We start from the raw sequence: 15,215 nt of genomic DNA on the forward strand, positions 1-15,215 counted from the left end.
TTAAACGCTTTATTTACAAAGATAGATTCCGCCTTGCCGCAGCTGGCGCGCGATAAATTCCGCTTGTTTGCGCCCACACGATATAAAATTTCACTTCGCTCGCAAAAGCCGCGTAAAATTATTTTTTGCTGAGGTTTTAAAATTTTAGTCCAATAATGTTGCTTAATTAAGTATATTTTTTATACACTTATGAAAAAATTTTAGTATTTCAAAGGAGGCGAAATGCCCGAATCGCCTAAATATAAAAAATCCGAAATTCGCTGTAAGCTCATTTTAGACGCGGCGCTGGAGCTGTTTTTAGCCAAAGGTTACGAGGCTACGAGCTTAAGCGATATCATCGAGCTTAGCGGCGGTTCGCTATCGTCGGTTTATAAGTATTTTGATAACAAAGAAAGCCTATTTTTGCGCATCATCGAACTGCAAAGTAAAAAGCTCGACGAGCGAATGAACGAGCGCATGCGAATCAATAAAGACCTAAAATTGCGTGAGTATCTGCAGGAGTTTGCAGGGATTTATCTGGAGTTTCTTTTCGCTCCGGAGGCGATAAAATTCTATCGATTGATACTTTTCAGCGGCTTTAACGGTGCGCTTAGCGAGAGCCCAAAAATCTTTTTAAAAAGCGGCGTGCTAGGTTCGCCGAATGCGCTAGATGAGTATTTGGCGGCGCATGCGAACGAGTTTGCGCCCGGGCGCACGGCAAAAAGCCTAGCGCTATATTTTTGCTTTTTGCTTAGAGAGCCGCATTTTAGCAGGCTGCTGTTTTTCGACGAAAAGCTAAATTTCAAAGCGAGCGAGCTAATCAAGGATCGCATCGATATGTTTTTGCTAGGCGTAAAAAAGCGCTAGTGGCGGAATTTTACGGCGTAAATTCCGCGCTTTTTGCACCTTTAAATTTTATGAGCGGTTTGGGGCTTAGAATTTTGTAGCTTGGATTCTATCTGTTACCAAGCGCTATAAAACGCCGCATATCCCGCGCTTAGAATTGCAATTCTATCGGCGCAGAATTTTTAAAACGATTAGAGCCAAAATTTTATTTTCCGTATTAAATTCCGTGCTGCAGTTAGAATTTCATCGTGGAATTTCGCGCCTCTTGTCTGCGCCTTTAAATTTGCGCCACTCAGATTTTAAATTTAATAAAACCTCTTATAATCCCGCGAAATTTCAGATCAAAAGGATAAAAAATGGATTATGATATCATCGTAATAGGCTTTGGCAAAGCGGGTAAAACCCTTGCCGCAAAATCCGCTGCACTGGGCAAAAAGGTCGCTCTCATCGAGCGCTCGCCGCAGATGTACGGCGGCACCTGCATCAACGTAGGCTGCATCCCGACCAAGCGGCTAATTACCGCAAGCAAGGAAGCAGGCTTCGTAAATTTCAGCGTGCTCGGGGAGTATTTCGTACTGAGTATGCAGAAAAAGGACGAGCTCGTAGAGGCGCTGAGGGCGAAAAATTTAGCCATGCTAAAGGGAAGCCCAAATATCGACGTAATCGACGGCGAGGGCTCATTTACGAGCGCGAATTCCGTGCGCGTGCTAAGTCCTGACGGACAAACACGTGAAATTTCAGCAGAAACGATCGTCGTAAATACGGGCTCGAGGGAGGTCGAGCCTAGCTTTGAGGTAAGTTCTCAGATCGCTTATAGCAGCGAAGAAATTTTAAATTTAAAGATCCTGCCGAAGCATCTAGTAATCATCGGCGGCGGATTTATCGGGCTTGAGTTTGCCTCGATGTTTGCGGGATTCGGTTCGAAAGTCAGCGTGTTGATGCGATCGAAATTTATGAAAAACGAGGATGAGGACGTGGTCGCCAGCGTCAAATCCGCTCTGCAGGCCCAAGGCGTAGAGATTATCGAGGGCTGCGAGTTTTTGAGTTTAAAGGGCGGGGAGCTAAAATTTAACCTCGCGGGCGAGAGCAGGCTGATCGCGGCGGATGCATTTTTATACGCCCTCGGTCGTCGCGCGAATACGGGTGAGCTAAATTTAGCCGCTGCGGGAGTGCAGACGGACGCGCACGGCAATATCATCACGAATGAGCATCTGCAAAGCTCGACTGCTGGCATCTACGCGGCAGGCGACGTGCGTGGCGGCGAGATGTTTACCTACACGAGCCTGGATGATTTCAGGATCATTTTTAGCGCGCTTTTCGGAGACGGCGCGCGCACTACGAAAAATCGCACGCCGCATGCAAGCGTGCTGTTTACCCGCACGCCGCTAGCTCGCATCGGCCTTAGCGAGAGGCAGGCAAGAGAGAGTGGGCGCGAGATCAAGGTGCTGAAGCTTTCGATGGCGGCGGTGCCCGGCGCCAAGGTCGTAGCGCACGACGAGGGAATGATGAAAGCGGTCGTGGACGCAGCTAGCGGCGAAATTTTAGGCGCGGCGCTTCACTGCGTAAACGCGCACGAGATCGTTAATGAGCTGGCGATCGCCATGGCGCTGGGAGCGAAGGCGGACTTTTTCAAAAATCAAATTTTTACGCATCCTAGCATCAGCGAGGCGCTGAACGATCTTTTCGGACAGTTTTAAATTTGAAATTTACGGCGCTCGGGCTTGGCAATGCCCGGGCGCCATGACGTAAATTTATCGTGAAATTTAATGCGTAGGGGCGGGTTAAATTTAGACTGGGTTAAATAATTTGAGCCCTTACCGTCCACTTCTTTCTTGGCTACCAAAAGTTAGCTATAAAAGAAATGATTGAAATAGTTAATTGATAAAATATTCGCGTTTAGGAATAGCAAGATCGCAATCTATTCGGCACTCGGTAAGAGTATGCGGATAAAATTTCTTCTCGCAGTTTATACAGGCGAAAACGATTTCGTCCGTCGCTTCATTCAACATAACTCTATAATCGCTAGGCGACCATTGCGGGCATTCGCATGCCAAGTCCAAATCCACGCTAACTACCAAGCTATCGAATATAATCGAGTTTAATTCCTCGTAGACCAGTCTTAAGCTCTTTTGATCTTTCAGCGCTCTAATTTTATTTATCAAGCGGTATTTGTCCGATTTGATGATCTTTACGCCAAAGAATTTCTTTGCTTTTCCGTCGCCGTAAATCGATAGCTCGGTCGGATAATCTTTAAAATTTAACTTTAACAGCTCGTCCAAGCCGCAACCGTCGTATTCTTTCATACGAAATAAAATTTTATTTTCAATAAACCATGTCGCTATGCAGCAGCATACTTGCTCGGGATCAAGAGAACGTAAATTTAAAATTTTATTTTCCAGTGATACGCATAAATTTCTAATTTTGGGCTGCATTATTTAATCCTTTATTTATCCCCAAATATCAAATAGGCTAAATTTTTACTCAAATTCCCATACGCAACTACCCAGTATTCTCGTATGATATTTTTGATTTGCAAGTTATCGTCCAGAAAGTCGGCAAATATTTTAATTCTATCCCCGTCTACCGTGCCTAGCTCTTCATCCTCTTTCTCAAACGAAGCGACAATTAAATGCGACAGAGCAATCTTATCGTGGAAATTTAATGTCTTGTTTTCTAGTAGATTTAGCATAGACGTAATTTTGCCGATGTCTGCTAATTCTAGCTCCCAATCTTGCTCATCTCCCGTCGAATCTAACCCTAAAAGCTTATTTAATTTTATCGCGCTTTCTTTTCTTACGAAATAATCGGTCATTTTATTATCCTTTATAATGTTTTTAGCTGTGATACTTAGCCGTCCGCGCTATCTAGCAGTTTCCTAGAATTTTGCAAAGCCCGTACGAAATTTTCGAGCTCTACGCAGTCTTTTAATACAAATCCAAAATTTAACAAACCCACCGATAGGGCGCCACCTTCTTTTATGACGCGGGCTATTACATTTCCTTTATGCTCTATACTCACTTTATTTTCATATCTTGTAAATTTAAAGATATTTTTCGAGCATCTTCCGTTTCTTTTTGAAAATTTCTCAAATTGCTCCGTAAAATTCGGTCTTTGATTCCCATCTTTTAGCCATAATCCCCCGGCATATAGCGCCCATATAAGCTCGTAAAAATTGATATTATGCCGAGTCTCGGTAGCAGCGACTAAAAGCTTATTTGTTTCATGGTTGATCTGTATTAAAACCTCTCTGTCCATATGCCAAATCTCGGCTACTACTTTTTCTCTATCCGGCACGGAGGCAATTAAAAATTCAAATTCATTTTTTATCATATTAAAATCCTATTTTTTGTTTTTTACTACCTAATTTAATTTGAATGTTCTATCGTTCGAGCCTAAATCGTATTTATCCCATTCTTTTATGGCGTCTCGTGCCTTTTCTACTACGATATGCCAATTTGGATCCTCTATAATGGCGCGATCATCGGTTTCGTCTTTGGCTTGATAATTTTTTATAGCATCTCTAAATTCTTGCAATAATTCTATAAGTTTTGGCGGGAATCCTAAACGACAAGCCGTATTTTTTGCAAAATCGTCGAAATCAAAATCATCAAAAGTGTGCACATTAGCTCTATATACGATGAAATATGGCCCTCTACGTTGTTCTCATTCAACCAATACATTTTTTGCTGCTTTATGCTGGAAGCCTCTTCTATATTATCATAAACGCCCTTTACGCGGAATTCCTGCTCTTCTAAATTAAGCATCTATTTTCTCCATAAATTTTGTATTAAATTATTTTGTCTAAATCAAATTTTATTCATTTCCAATCTTAATCTCCGCAAGCGTTAATTTCGCTAAAGGATTGATAAACTTAGTGATACAATATTTATTATCGCATGTAATTACGCTTTGGCGCCCATCTACTTTCATTGCGTTGGAGCAATTCGGGCACATTACATAGCCTTCGCCCAAATCAACGCCAATCGGAAAATTTAACCCTCTCTGCTCTTTCAAAAATCTAAAAAATTCCTCTTTTGAAATTTTGATATTAGAAAATAATCGAAAAATTTCTTCTGCCTTTTGCCTTATCTCGCCTTCTTTAAAAAATACGTTAGGAGCCTTTTTAAAATCTTCATCAAACTCAAAAAATCTACCCGTCATCATATCCAATTCTTTTAATGCCTGCCCTTCCGCTTTATTGGTTGCGCAATATTGCGATTCCAAATCATACATCTTATAAAATTCATCGCAAAACAGCTCTATATCGCACCAATCGGATAGAAATCCAGCTACTAAATAATACAATTCTTCATTTTGCTGCATATTTCGCCTCATTTTAAATTTTATCGCCATTTTTATTATTTACGCCTTTTAGAATTTCATGCAATAGCTCGTTTTCGGCGGCATTTTTCTCATCTAATATTGATACGCCCATAGTTGTTGGAGTTATCTTAGATAAAAATAGATTTACAAGCTCTGTTTTTTCATCGATTCCGTATGACAATGTAACTATATCCAATAAATCGTGCCGCTCTATAAAACTATCAAAGATATCTTCTAATTGCGACGCTTTCTCTGCGTAGAAGAATATCCACTTGACGCCTATAAGAAAATCCGTTGTGATATTACTAAAGATATCTACCTTATCCATAAAGTGCTATCCGATAAGCAAATATATCCGAGCTGCTTTTAGGTAAAGAGTTAAGCTCATAAATAGAACCGATATTTTTGTAATTTATCATTTTATTTCTCACTTCCTTGCTTTTTTATCGTCTTTAACCACTCTTTTTCAAATTTATAATATCTTTCAAGCTTTTTATTCTTTTCTATTTGATCCGATTTTTCTATCTCGGCATAATCTTGCAGCTCGCCTCCGCATTTAGGGCAAACGCTCCTATCTTTAACGTCCGAGAAATTATAAAATTTAAAACACCCTTTGCAACGCATAAATTTAGGATAATATTTTATGCTTTTTTCGGAGCGAAAAGCAAGATATAAAAAGAAAACGCACGCCGCAAAGCATAAAATTCCTATGATGGTACGCAGATATGCGCTATCAAGCTTTACTGGTGCCATAAAGCCGGGTTTTATATCGACTTTTCCCGATAGAGCGGCCGCCAGTCCCCATGTGAAAAAAGCAAAAAAGCCGATTAATGCGAAAATTCTATTTAGCATTTTTATATATTCCTCTATAACAAATCAAATTTCATCGCTTTTTAAATTTACGCTTTTTGATCTTTGGAGCTTTAGCCCTTTGATCGGAGGCGTTTCTTTCCCGGTAGTCGCCGTCATTATACTCCGTAAGCTTTTTGCCGCAGTCCGGGCAAATTTGATCCGTATCTTTGACATCCTCGTACATGTAAAATTTACAGCAGTCCTTACACCACATATACTTCGGATATCTTTTTATGTTCTTTTCAGAGCGGAAGGCGAGGTAAAAGAAGCAAATGCCCGCTATTAAAAATACAGTTGCGGGTAATACCCATAAAATACCCGCATCATCAAATTTAATATATTTCTCGCCTATCTTTATATTTTTATTTACTGCAAAAATTATAAGGTATAAAAAGAATACTACGCCAAGAAAAAAATAGCCGATCCTATCTGACATTTTGCTGCTTCTTTTCGTTATGCTTTGCTTTATTCATCGTATTTGCGCCATACGCCTAACCCTTTAAATTTTATAGTTTTATCCGTGCTGTCATATGCAAATTTCATTCCGTAATGAACTGCCTATAAGGATTCGGTACCGTCGGATGTTTGGAAAATAGCAATGGCATATATTCGTAAATATCTACCATAACGATCTCTTGATACACATTATCTAGCCGCCAATCTATTTTGTCGTAGCGCTTGTTTTCATCATGCATATCTTCTATAAGAAGATCACCATTTTTTATACCAAAATTTATAATTAGATCGAGCTCCTCTAGCGTGTATCCCCAATCTATATGGAAAAATTTAAATACTACGGATATGATCCCGTCTCCTTCGATTGCGGAGGATAATAACTCTACAATGTGCTTTTCTCTCATTGTCGCCTTCCTTTAGCATAAAAATTTATCTTTATCGCTCGGTATCTTTTTGGTTTATAAGTTCCGCCGAGCCCCCCCCTCAAGCGAATTATACTCATCCAGATGTATATGCGAATGTTTCGGCACGGAATCTTGCGCTAAAGTAAGCAAATGCCTGGCAAGAGATATAAGTCTGCTTTTATTTGCCCTTATAGTAACTTCGTTTCCTGGAGTATTGACGGAGATCGCGAAGTCCTTTTCCCATTGTAGCTGCAGTCCCTTTTCTGTGCAGTAATCTAATGTTTTTATAACATACTGTCCCATATAGCGCCGATACTCCTTTCTAAATTTAATCGGTTGCCGATAAAAATTCATCTCATTGATCGCTTAATCGATCTCATAGTATTTCGGGAAAAATTATATCTAAAATAAAAATGAAAGATGTTGGAATAACTAAATTTAAGGCAGGCGCTGTGCGCGAAAATGAAGTGGATTAAAATTTGAAAACAACTTAAGCAGGAATTAAAGAGAAGTAAAAAGAAGTGACTGAAACTTAAAGATAGCTTAAATGGTGGTCCCGATTGGACTCGAACCAACGACTTCCACCATGTCAAGGTGACACTCTACCAACTGAGTTACGGGGCCAAAAAAGAAACGGCAGTATATCAAAAAAATCTCTCAATAGCAAGCAAATTTTAACTTTTCGTGAAATTCCGCCGAAATTCTATACAAGATTTCGCCGCGACGTAAAATGCCGTCGAAATTTTGCGCAAAATTTCACCACCATGCCGAAGCTCCGCGCAAAATTCTATCCCGCAACTAAATTTCGCAATCCCACGCGGAATTTTATCACGCTTGCACGACGCTCGCGTGTTTCGCTCTACCTTATTCTGCTCCGCTTTGTTTTATCTAGTCGCTTTGCTTCACCCCGCCTCGTTTCATCTACTCGCCTTGCTTCGCCCTGTATTATTTCGCCCGCTTGCCTCGCTCCGCCTTGCGCCCGTTAAGACGTCCAAATTTTTTTATTCAGCTTTAGAATTTTTACGATTTGCAGCATCGCGTCCAGATCCGCTTTGATATCATTTGCGATGCGGGCATTGAGTATCGGCTGATCCAAGCTAGGCTCGAAGCTGTCGGCGCCGCGAGCTATCGCGATATAAATTTTATTTTGCTTAAAGCTCAGCGAGATATCGGATTTTACAAGCTGTTTAAGAGATAAAATTTTCTCCATCAGCGCGGGCGTCAGGACATACATAGCCGCCACCGTATCGCTTGCATAAACCGAAAAGTTTGCATTGAAGTCCGCGTTATCTATCGGGATTTTGCGGCTGCTCCATAGCTTGCGCGGTAGTGCAGACGGCGGCAAATCTATGCCTGTGGGTGCCGCCGGGCCCGAAAAAACAAAAACATCGGAGCCAATTTTTTTATTAAAATTTGCCACAAAAAAAGGCCCCTCGAAAAATGTAGTGTAACTCTTTTTAAAAAACGATGAAGTTCCCCTACCGGTCTCCTTTTCCAGCCTTATATCGCAAAACATAAAATCCACTCCGTCCGCGCTTGCGTAAACCAGATCATCCGCGCGAAATCTATCAAATCCGTCAAATATCTCGCTTGCTCTTACCTCTTTTTCCTGAAAAAGCGCGCCCATTTTATACGAAAAGCCCAGCCTTTCGATATAGGGCTTGAGATAAAGCTCTTTGTATCGCAGCACAAACCGCTCGGTTTTGCGCTCGAAAATCCACTCGTAAAATTTGTCCCGCATGCCGATTATTGCTAAAATAGACGTGACCAAAAGAAATAAACTCTCTACGCCGAGATCGAGTTTTGGAAAATTAAGAAAGATGATTATCAATGCGAGCGCGAGCATCGGACCAAACACCGCAAACGCTACGAGATAACTTAAAATTTTCCAAAGCTTGCGACTTTTCTTAAGCTGCTTGCGCTGCTTTTCTAACTCTATGACGGTTTTAATATCCACGCCCAACCTCTAATTATTAAATTTAATGGCGCAACCTTGCGGCACAGCGTAAATCTGCGCCCGATACAGCGCAATAGGCGCACGCTGTTTAGAGCCGCTAAATTTTACGGCTGCTTGCGCGAGCCGCGCGCAGTGAAATTTGCCGCCACGCTCAACTTGTAGCATAAATCCCGTGATTAAAAAATTTATTTCAGCAGTTCGTTTGCATACGCTCGCACGCTCGCGTCCACTGCCGCAAGCGCATCCGCATCCGTTACGCTAGGCGAGTTAAATTTCTCCGCGCACTTTAGCACCACGCGCGCAATGTCGGTAAAGCAGCACCGCTGCTGCAAAAACGCATTTACGCCCGCTTCGTTTGCGGCGTTGATGACGACGCCGAGATCGGGGTTTGCTAACAGCGCGTCTTTGAGGGTAAAAATTTGAAATTTCATCTCGTCGATCGGCTTAAGCTCTATCGGTCGCAGCGCGCACAGATCCACGGGCGCGGTGATCTGCTCCCGTACGTCGCCGCTAAACATCGCGTGTGCGATGGCTAGGCGCATATCGGCTCTGCTAATATGCGCCGTCGTAGAGCCGTCTGCAAATTCGACCAGCGCGTGGATCTGCGAGGTGCGCTCGATAAGCGCATCGATCTCGCGCGTGCCGTAGAGCCAAAACGCCTCGATCACCTCAAAGAGCTTATTCGCCATCGTGGCGCTGTCGATCGTGATCTTCGCGCCCATCTTCCAGTTGGGGTGCTTGAGGGCATTTTGCGGCGTGAGCGAACCCAGCTGCGTTAGCGGCACGTCGTAAAACGCGCCGCCGCTAGCCGTGATGATTAGGCGCGAAACGGGGATTTTGGCGTTGCTAAGTAAAAATTTCAGTCCGAAATGCTCGCTGTCGATCGGGTAAATTTTATCCGTTTGCAGAAATTTCCCGCCGACGACGAGGCTTTCTTTGTTGGCAAGGCACAACCTCTTTCCGAACTCTTGGGTCTTTAAGCTGGGCATCATGCCCGCAAAGCCTACGAGAGCGTTTACGACCGTCGTGCTTTTGCACTCCGCAAGCATCTGCAAAATTCCATCCGCGCCGCAAAATACCCGCTCGTGATCTACCTCGCTTTTCTGCTCCGCATCCGCGATGCAGACGAGACGAGGGTGAAATTTTGCGATCTGTTCGTTTAAAAGCTTGATATTGCGCCCGCAGCTAAGCGCTTCAATCATACTGCCGCTGCGCGCGGCTACGTCTAGGGTGTTTGTGCCGATAGAGCCCGTAGAGCCTAAAACTACCATGAATAGACTATCGCCATCGCGATCGCGCCGAACATATAGCCGTCGATGCGGTCTAAGATCCCGCCGTGTCCGGGAAAGAGCGCGCCGCTATCCTTAAGGCCCGCCGCGCGCTTTAGGTAGCTCTCAAACAGATCGCCGAATACGCCAAAAATTGCTATGATGATGGTTTTGCCTAAAATTTCAAGCGGCGGCATATTGGTAAATATGCGCGCATAAATGAGGCTAACGATAAGCGCGAGCGCAAGACCGCCTAGCACGCCTTCTACGGTTTTATTCGGCGAGCTGGCGCTTAGCGGAGTTTTGCCGAAGGCTCTACCGATAAAATATGCGCCACTATCGCTAGCTACGATAATAAAGATCAGCCAAACGAAGTGAAAAACTTCCCCAAAATCATCGTAAGCCGCCCACATAAAAAATATCGGCGCAACGGGATAGATGAAAGGAAGCGTGATCTTTAGGCTGGGGCCCTTGGTAAAGGCTACGACAGAGGCGACGCATAGGATCATTAGGATGCTAACTTTTAGCGCTGAGACGAAGGGCTCATCGGTTTGCGTAAATGGTAGCAGCGCAAAAAACGCGATCGCCAGCGCGAGCCACTTTTTGCTAGTTTCCTCCAGATCCCATAATTTGAGGCTTTCAAAAAACGCAAGCACGAGTATCAGCGTAAATACAGCGAAATTTAGCCACCTGGCGTTTATGAGAATTAGAGCCAAAAATACGGCGAGTAAAATTCCTGCCGTGATTATTCTTTGCTTCATAGAATTTCCTTGGAATTTATTTTGAATAATTATACTGCAAGCTCGCTTATTACGGCTTTAAAACGCTGATTGTTTTAAAATTTACGTAGTTTACGAAAGCGCCTTCGTTGATTTTGACATTTTGACGTTTGGTGTAATCGACGAGATATTTTCCGCTGCCACTTGCACTGAAGCTCACGCAAATTTTAGCAGCAAATTCGACTACCTCTTCGCTTAGACTTTGCTTATTTGTCTTTACGATGACGTGTGCGCTTGGAATATCCTTAAGATGAAACCAATAGTCGGATTTGGAGCTATTTTTTAGTAAGAACTCATTGCCTTTTTCGTTTTTACCGACGCTAATTTTAAAATCTCCTAGATAAAAGTTCGCTACATATTCGCTATTTTTTTCCTTGCTTTTTTGCCTAATTTGCGTGCGCTTAGGCATTAGAATTTCGATCTCGTGTGCGTCCTGTGCGGCAAGGACGAGCGATTTTAAATTCTCATAAAACGCGAGTTTCTCCTTTAAATTTTGCTCTTCGATATGTATATTTGCAGCCTTTTGGCGCAGACGCTTTGCCTCGGAGTAAAGCTCGCCCAAAGTGGCGCTTGCAGGCTTTTGTAGCTTAAATTCTACCGCTTCGGCGTCTCCTTTTTGCAGCGTAAATTCTCGCGCGCTAGTTGGAATTTTATAGATATTTTCTTTTAGCAAGGCAGCTTTCGCACCTAAAAGCTCGGCGTTTCGCAGTAGTTCGGCGCTGCTTTGCAAAGAGCCTAAAGCCTCACGCACCGAGTCTAGCTTTTTATTTAGCGCCGTGATTTTTGCGGATTTGAGCGAGTTTAAGCGATCCGCATTTAGCGCGTTAAATTCCGCGCGAAAAAATGCCCTAAAGTCCGAAATTTTTGGCACGGGGGCTTCTTTAATATTTGCAGGCGGTAGGTGGCGGAGTTTTCTTCCTACCTTGATCTGTCTAAATTCCGTCTCGAAGTGCCGCAGTGCCTCTAAAATCACATCGTTTTCATCGGTGATTATTACGTTGGTAAATCGCCCGGTAAATTCGAAGTAGATATTTGAGCTTTGGGTTTTGTAGCTTGCGTTTTGGCTCACGCTAAGGCATAGAATTCTATTATTTTCTGGCACGCTAACGGAAGTGATGCGCGATTTTACGAAGCGCTTGGCAAGTAACACGTCAAAGGGCGCCGCGTAAACCTTACCTTCGGTAAAAGCGTCATTTTCGTGGATATTGCAGCCCGATTTATTCATATCGAAAAACAGCGTCTCATTGCCGTCAAAGCAGACTTTAAAAAGGTTATCTCCTACGCGCTTAATGTGCGAAAGGAAGCGTTTGGCGCGTAGATAGTCGCAAATTTGAATTAAGTTTTGATACTTCATACGCGTTAAAATTTCTCTTTATGGATTTTGCTTAAATTTAGCTTCTGCAGATCGTGCGGGCTCGGGCGCTGCTGCAGCACGCCGAGAGCCAGTATCGCTTCTGCTTTGAAATTTGGCGGAAAGCCCAGCGCCTCGCGCAAAAACTCCTCGCAGCTGCGTCCGTCCGCGGCGGCACGCAGCCTTACCTGTACCCAGCAGCTGCCGAGATTTAGCGCGCTTGCGGCAAGGTGCATGTAGCCTAGCGCCACCGAGCAGTCCTCGATCCAGACGTCCTGCTTCTGCGTATCTGCGATCACGACGATCGCGGCCGCAGCTTGTTTTAGCATATTCGCTCCGCTGTTGCGGCACGCGCTTAGTCGCTCAAGCATCCGTTTGTCGCGCACGAGGATGAACTCCCACGGGCGGCGTGCATGCCCTGACGGCGCAAGCAGGCCCGCTTTTAAAATTTTATCCAGCGCCTCATCCTCAAGCGGTCCCTGCGCGTATTTTCTTACACTTCTGCGGTTTGTAAAAATATCTAAAATTTCCATCGTCTCGCTCCTTGCGGCTCAATTATACATAAAATTGCAAAAATTTATGATTTTTTAGCTAAAATCGCGCAAATTTAACCGATACGAAGGAGATTTTATGAAGCAAACGATCACGGAGAAAATTTTTAGCGAGCACGTGGGCGAGGCGGTTTTTGCGGGACAGATCATCGAAAGCGCCATCGATATGGTCATCGGCAACGACATCACGACGCCGATTTCGATCAAGCAGTTCGAGCTTAGCGGCGCAAAAAAGCTCGCCAACCCGGACGGCTTTGCGATCGTGATGGATCACTACATCCCTACGAAAGACATTTTAAGCGCAAACCAAGCTAAAATTTCACGCGAGTTTGCTTATAAGCACGATTTGAAAAACTATTTCGACGAAAAAGATATGGGTATCGAGCACGCGTTGATGCCTGAAAAAGGGCTCGTAGTGCCCGGCGACGTCATCATCGGCGCGGACAGCCACACCTGTACCCACGGCGCGCTGGGGGCATTTGCGACGGGCATGGGCAGCACCGATCTAGCTTTCGCGATGATAACGGGCAAGAATTGGTTCAAAGTACCGCCTACGATCAAGGTGATCTTTTGCGGCAAGCCCGCGCCGCACATCTACGGCAAGGATCTTATTTTAGAGGTGATCCGCCTTATCGGCGTGGACGGCGCGCGCTATAAGGCTTTGGAGTTCTGCGGCGACGCGCTGGAGCATTTGGATATGGATAGCAGATTTTCGCTTTGCAATATGGCGATCGAAGCGGGCGGCAAGAGCGGTATCGTCGCGGTCGATGAGATCACGAAGGAATTTTTGGCAGATAAAAATTTGCGCGCCGAGCCGAAATTTCACTACTCCGACGAGGGCGCGAACTATGAGCAAATTTTAGAAATCGACGTGAGCAGGCTCGATCCGGTGATCGCATATCCATTCCTACCTAGCAACGGCAAGAGCGTGCGCGAAGCAGTGCGCGATGATATCGCCGTCGATCAGGTCTTTATCGGCAGCTGCACCAACGGCAGGCTCTCCGATCTACGGATCGCCGCGCAAATTTTAAAAGGTCGCAAGGTCGCGCGCAAAACCCGCCTCATCATCACGCCTGCGACGCAAAAGATCGCTCTGGCCGCGCAAAAAGAGGGGCTGTGGGATATTTTCGTAGAAGCGGGCGCAGTCGTGAGCAACCCGACCTGCGGCGCGTGCCTGGGCGGATATATGGGGATTTTGGGCGTGAATGAACGCTGCGTAAGCACGACTAATCGAAATTTCGTCGGTCGTATGGGTGACAGAACGAGCGAGGTATATCTGGCAAACTCAGCCGTCGCCGCAGCTAGCGCCGTTGCAGGCAAGATCGCCGATCCGAGGGATTTGTAAGTTTCAAAATTTAAATTTAGCCGCGCAACACATTAGATTTGTCTTGCGCGGTTTGAAAAATCTGCGGATCTGCTTATTTGTGCTTATACCAAATTAAAGCGCCCATGCATTTAAAATAATCATTCAGATTATCGCGGAAATTTTGCAACCGAACCGATGAAATTTTAAATATATATTGTGATATAAATTTTATATAAACCATCTATTTTAGGCAAGATAACGCTCAATTTAATATATTTTCTTTTCTTATTGGAAACTCTATAAAATATTTATCGTTTTCGTTTTGTATGATATTTTCCATATCTTTATGATAATGCTTTATGGTTATGTTATCCTCCTTGTCGTTATCAATATAACAAGAAACAGTGGAATTATGCTCGCATTCTTTTACCTTAAAAATTTTAAACATTTTCTGTGAAATATCAGTCGAATTCCCATCTTGATAGCGCATGATACGCTCTTTTGTTATATTAAATTCATCTTTCGGTACTTGGGCTTTAAAAAAATATTGCTCATCAAATTTGACTTTTATTATAAGGTTATTTATTGCCGTTTTGTTATCATCGCTTAATTTTAAATTTTTACAAGTATCGTTATAATCTTTAAAGCATAGTGGGATTTTATCCAATTTTTCACTTTCAACAAATCCATTTTTTACTGTAAAATTAGCTTTATAGTTTGCAAGTTTTATCATTCCTACAAAATCAGGGCTTAAAAGACAAATTGGACCTAACCCAATAATAAAGAAAGAAAGCCAAAAAACTGTTCTGTAATCGAAGTATGTTAAAAAAGCAATCATCTTGGGTATAAAAACAATCATAAGAAAACATAAAAGTATTGGTAATTCTATTTCTTTACATCTAAAATAAATTATTACCATAAGAAGAAAATCAAAAAGGAGAGGAAAAAATATAAATAAATTTACATCATCTTTAAATTTATTTGTTTTCAATATAGATATAATAGCATATAATACGTATGATATAAAATAAATAATGAGGGATGAGCCAAAATAATTGGATATAAAATCTATATATTTTCTTGAAGACTCGAATTTATAATATATAATCGGTATAACTAGAATTAAAAATAAGTAAATTTGTA

18 protein-coding genes and 1 tRNA gene are annotated in these 15,215 nt (G+C 43.1%); 3 read left to right on the forward strand and 16 right to left on the reverse strand.

Features of this window, described 5'->3' with window-relative positions; all coding sequences use genetic code 11:
* The first annotated feature begins 222 nt into the window (after nt 1–222).
* Both Q0144_RS09675 and Q0144_RS09680 read left to right on the forward strand, forming a co-directional pair.
* Complete coding sequence (locus tag Q0144_RS09675) at nt 223–846, forward strand: TetR/AcrR family transcriptional regulator (RefSeq protein WP_298063774.1); 624 nt, start codon at nt 223–225, stop codon at nt 844–846.
* A 335-nt stretch (nt 847–1,181) separates the two neighbouring features.
* Nucleotides 1,182–2,522, forward strand: a complete 1,341-nt coding sequence (locus Q0144_RS09680) for an FAD-dependent oxidoreductase (RefSeq protein ID WP_298063777.1) — start codon at nt 1,182–1,184, stop codon at nt 2,520–2,522.
* Between the two features lie 177 nt (nt 2,523–2,699).
* Here Q0144_RS09680 and Q0144_RS09685 read toward each other — a convergent pair whose 3' ends face one another.
* The 15 genes from Q0144_RS09685 to Q0144_RS09755 all read right to left on the reverse strand — a co-directional run bounded on the left by Q0144_RS09685 (nt 2,700) and on the right by Q0144_RS09755 (nt 12,748).
* Nucleotides 2,700–3,257, reverse strand: a complete 558-nt coding sequence (locus Q0144_RS09685; RefSeq protein ID WP_298063780.1) for a hypothetical protein — start codon at nt 3,255–3,257, stop codon at nt 2,700–2,702.
* 11 nt (nt 3,258–3,268) lie between these two features.
* Nucleotides 3,269–3,637, reverse strand: coding sequence for a hypothetical protein (locus Q0144_RS09690; protein WP_298063783.1), 369 nt, complete (start codon nt 3,635–3,637; stop codon nt 3,269–3,271).
* A 35-nt stretch (nt 3,638–3,672) separates the two neighbouring features.
* Nucleotides 3,673–4,155, reverse strand: coding sequence for a hypothetical protein (locus tag Q0144_RS09695; RefSeq protein WP_298063786.1), 483 nt, complete (start codon nt 4,153–4,155; stop codon nt 3,673–3,675).
* Between the two features lie 230 nt (nt 4,156–4,385).
* A complete protein-coding gene (locus Q0144_RS09700) occupies nt 4,386–4,589 on the reverse strand; it encodes a hypothetical protein (protein ID WP_298063788.1) in 204 nt (67 codons plus the stop codon).
* A 49-nt stretch (nt 4,590–4,638) separates the two neighbouring features.
* Complete coding sequence (locus Q0144_RS09705; RefSeq protein ID WP_298063790.1) at nt 4,639–5,148, reverse strand: hypothetical protein; 510 nt, start codon at nt 5,146–5,148, stop codon at nt 4,639–4,641.
* Nucleotides 5,149–5,161: 13 nt separating this feature from the next.
* The gene (locus tag Q0144_RS09710; protein WP_298063796.1) at nt 5,162–5,476 is read right to left on the reverse strand and encodes a hypothetical protein; all 315 of its coding nucleotides are present in this window, start codon (nt 5,474–5,476) and stop codon (nt 5,162–5,164) included.
* A 92-nt stretch (nt 5,477–5,568) separates the two neighbouring features.
* Nucleotides 5,569–6,000, reverse strand: coding sequence for a hypothetical protein (locus Q0144_RS09715; RefSeq protein ID WP_298063798.1), 432 nt, complete (start codon nt 5,998–6,000; stop codon nt 5,569–5,571).
* A gap of 31 nt (nt 6,001–6,031) precedes the next feature.
* Nucleotides 6,032–6,436: a hypothetical protein gene (locus Q0144_RS09720; RefSeq protein ID WP_298063801.1), complete on the reverse strand. Its 405-nt coding sequence runs from the start codon at nt 6,434–6,436 to the stop codon at nt 6,032–6,034.
* Between the two features lie 103 nt (nt 6,437–6,539).
* The gene (locus Q0144_RS09725; protein WP_298063804.1) at nt 6,540–6,860 is read right to left on the reverse strand and encodes a hypothetical protein; all 321 of its coding nucleotides are present in this window, start codon (nt 6,858–6,860) and stop codon (nt 6,540–6,542) included.
* 548 nt (nt 6,861–7,408) lie between these two features.
* Nucleotides 7,409–7,484: transfer RNA gene (locus tag Q0144_RS09730), tRNA-Val, on the reverse strand.
* Between the two features lie 358 nt (nt 7,485–7,842).
* Nucleotides 7,843–8,817, reverse strand: a complete 975-nt coding sequence (locus tag Q0144_RS09735) for a DUF3137 domain-containing protein (protein ID WP_298063807.1) — start codon at nt 8,815–8,817, stop codon at nt 7,843–7,845.
* A gap of 185 nt (nt 8,818–9,002) precedes the next feature.
* Nucleotides 9,003–10,088, reverse strand: coding sequence for a 1-deoxy-D-xylulose-5-phosphate reductoisomerase (gene dxr, locus Q0144_RS09740; RefSeq protein ID WP_298063810.1), 1,086 nt, complete (start codon nt 10,086–10,088; stop codon nt 9,003–9,005).
* Nucleotides 10,082–10,846 carry a phosphatidate cytidylyltransferase gene (locus Q0144_RS09745; RefSeq protein WP_298063812.1) on the reverse strand — a complete coding sequence of 255 codons (765 nt, stop codon included), beginning with the start codon at nt 10,844–10,846 and terminating at the stop codon, nt 10,082–10,084. Before Q0144_RS09745 ends, dxr begins: the two co-directional genes overlap by 7 nt.
* A 49-nt stretch (nt 10,847–10,895) precedes the next feature.
* Complete coding sequence (locus Q0144_RS09750) at nt 10,896–12,218, reverse strand: NFACT RNA binding domain-containing protein (protein ID WP_298063814.1); 1,323 nt, start codon at nt 12,216–12,218, stop codon at nt 10,896–10,898.
* A 5-nt stretch (nt 12,219–12,223) separates the two neighbouring features.
* Entirely contained in the window at nt 12,224–12,748 is a 525-nt protein-coding gene (locus Q0144_RS09755) for a nitroreductase family protein (protein ID WP_298063816.1), read from the reverse strand.
* A 97-nt stretch (nt 12,749–12,845) separates the two neighbouring features.
* Between Q0144_RS09755 and Q0144_RS09760 the strand changes: the two genes are divergently transcribed.
* On the forward strand, nt 12,846–14,111 hold the full coding sequence (locus Q0144_RS09760) for a 3-isopropylmalate dehydratase large subunit (RefSeq protein ID WP_298063818.1): 1,266 nt from the start codon (nt 12,846–12,848) through the stop codon (nt 14,109–14,111).
* A gap of 223 nt (nt 14,112–14,334) precedes the next feature.
* Here the strand turns inward: Q0144_RS09760 and Q0144_RS09765 are convergent.
* Nucleotides 14,335–15,215, reverse strand: an 881-nt coding sequence (locus Q0144_RS09765) for a hypothetical protein (RefSeq protein WP_298063820.1), incomplete at its 5' end; no start/stop codon positions are given.

Source organism: uncultured Campylobacter sp. (assembly GCF_938045345.1).
Taxonomy (GTDB): domain Bacteria; phylum Campylobacterota; class Campylobacteria; order Campylobacterales; family Campylobacteraceae; genus Campylobacter_B.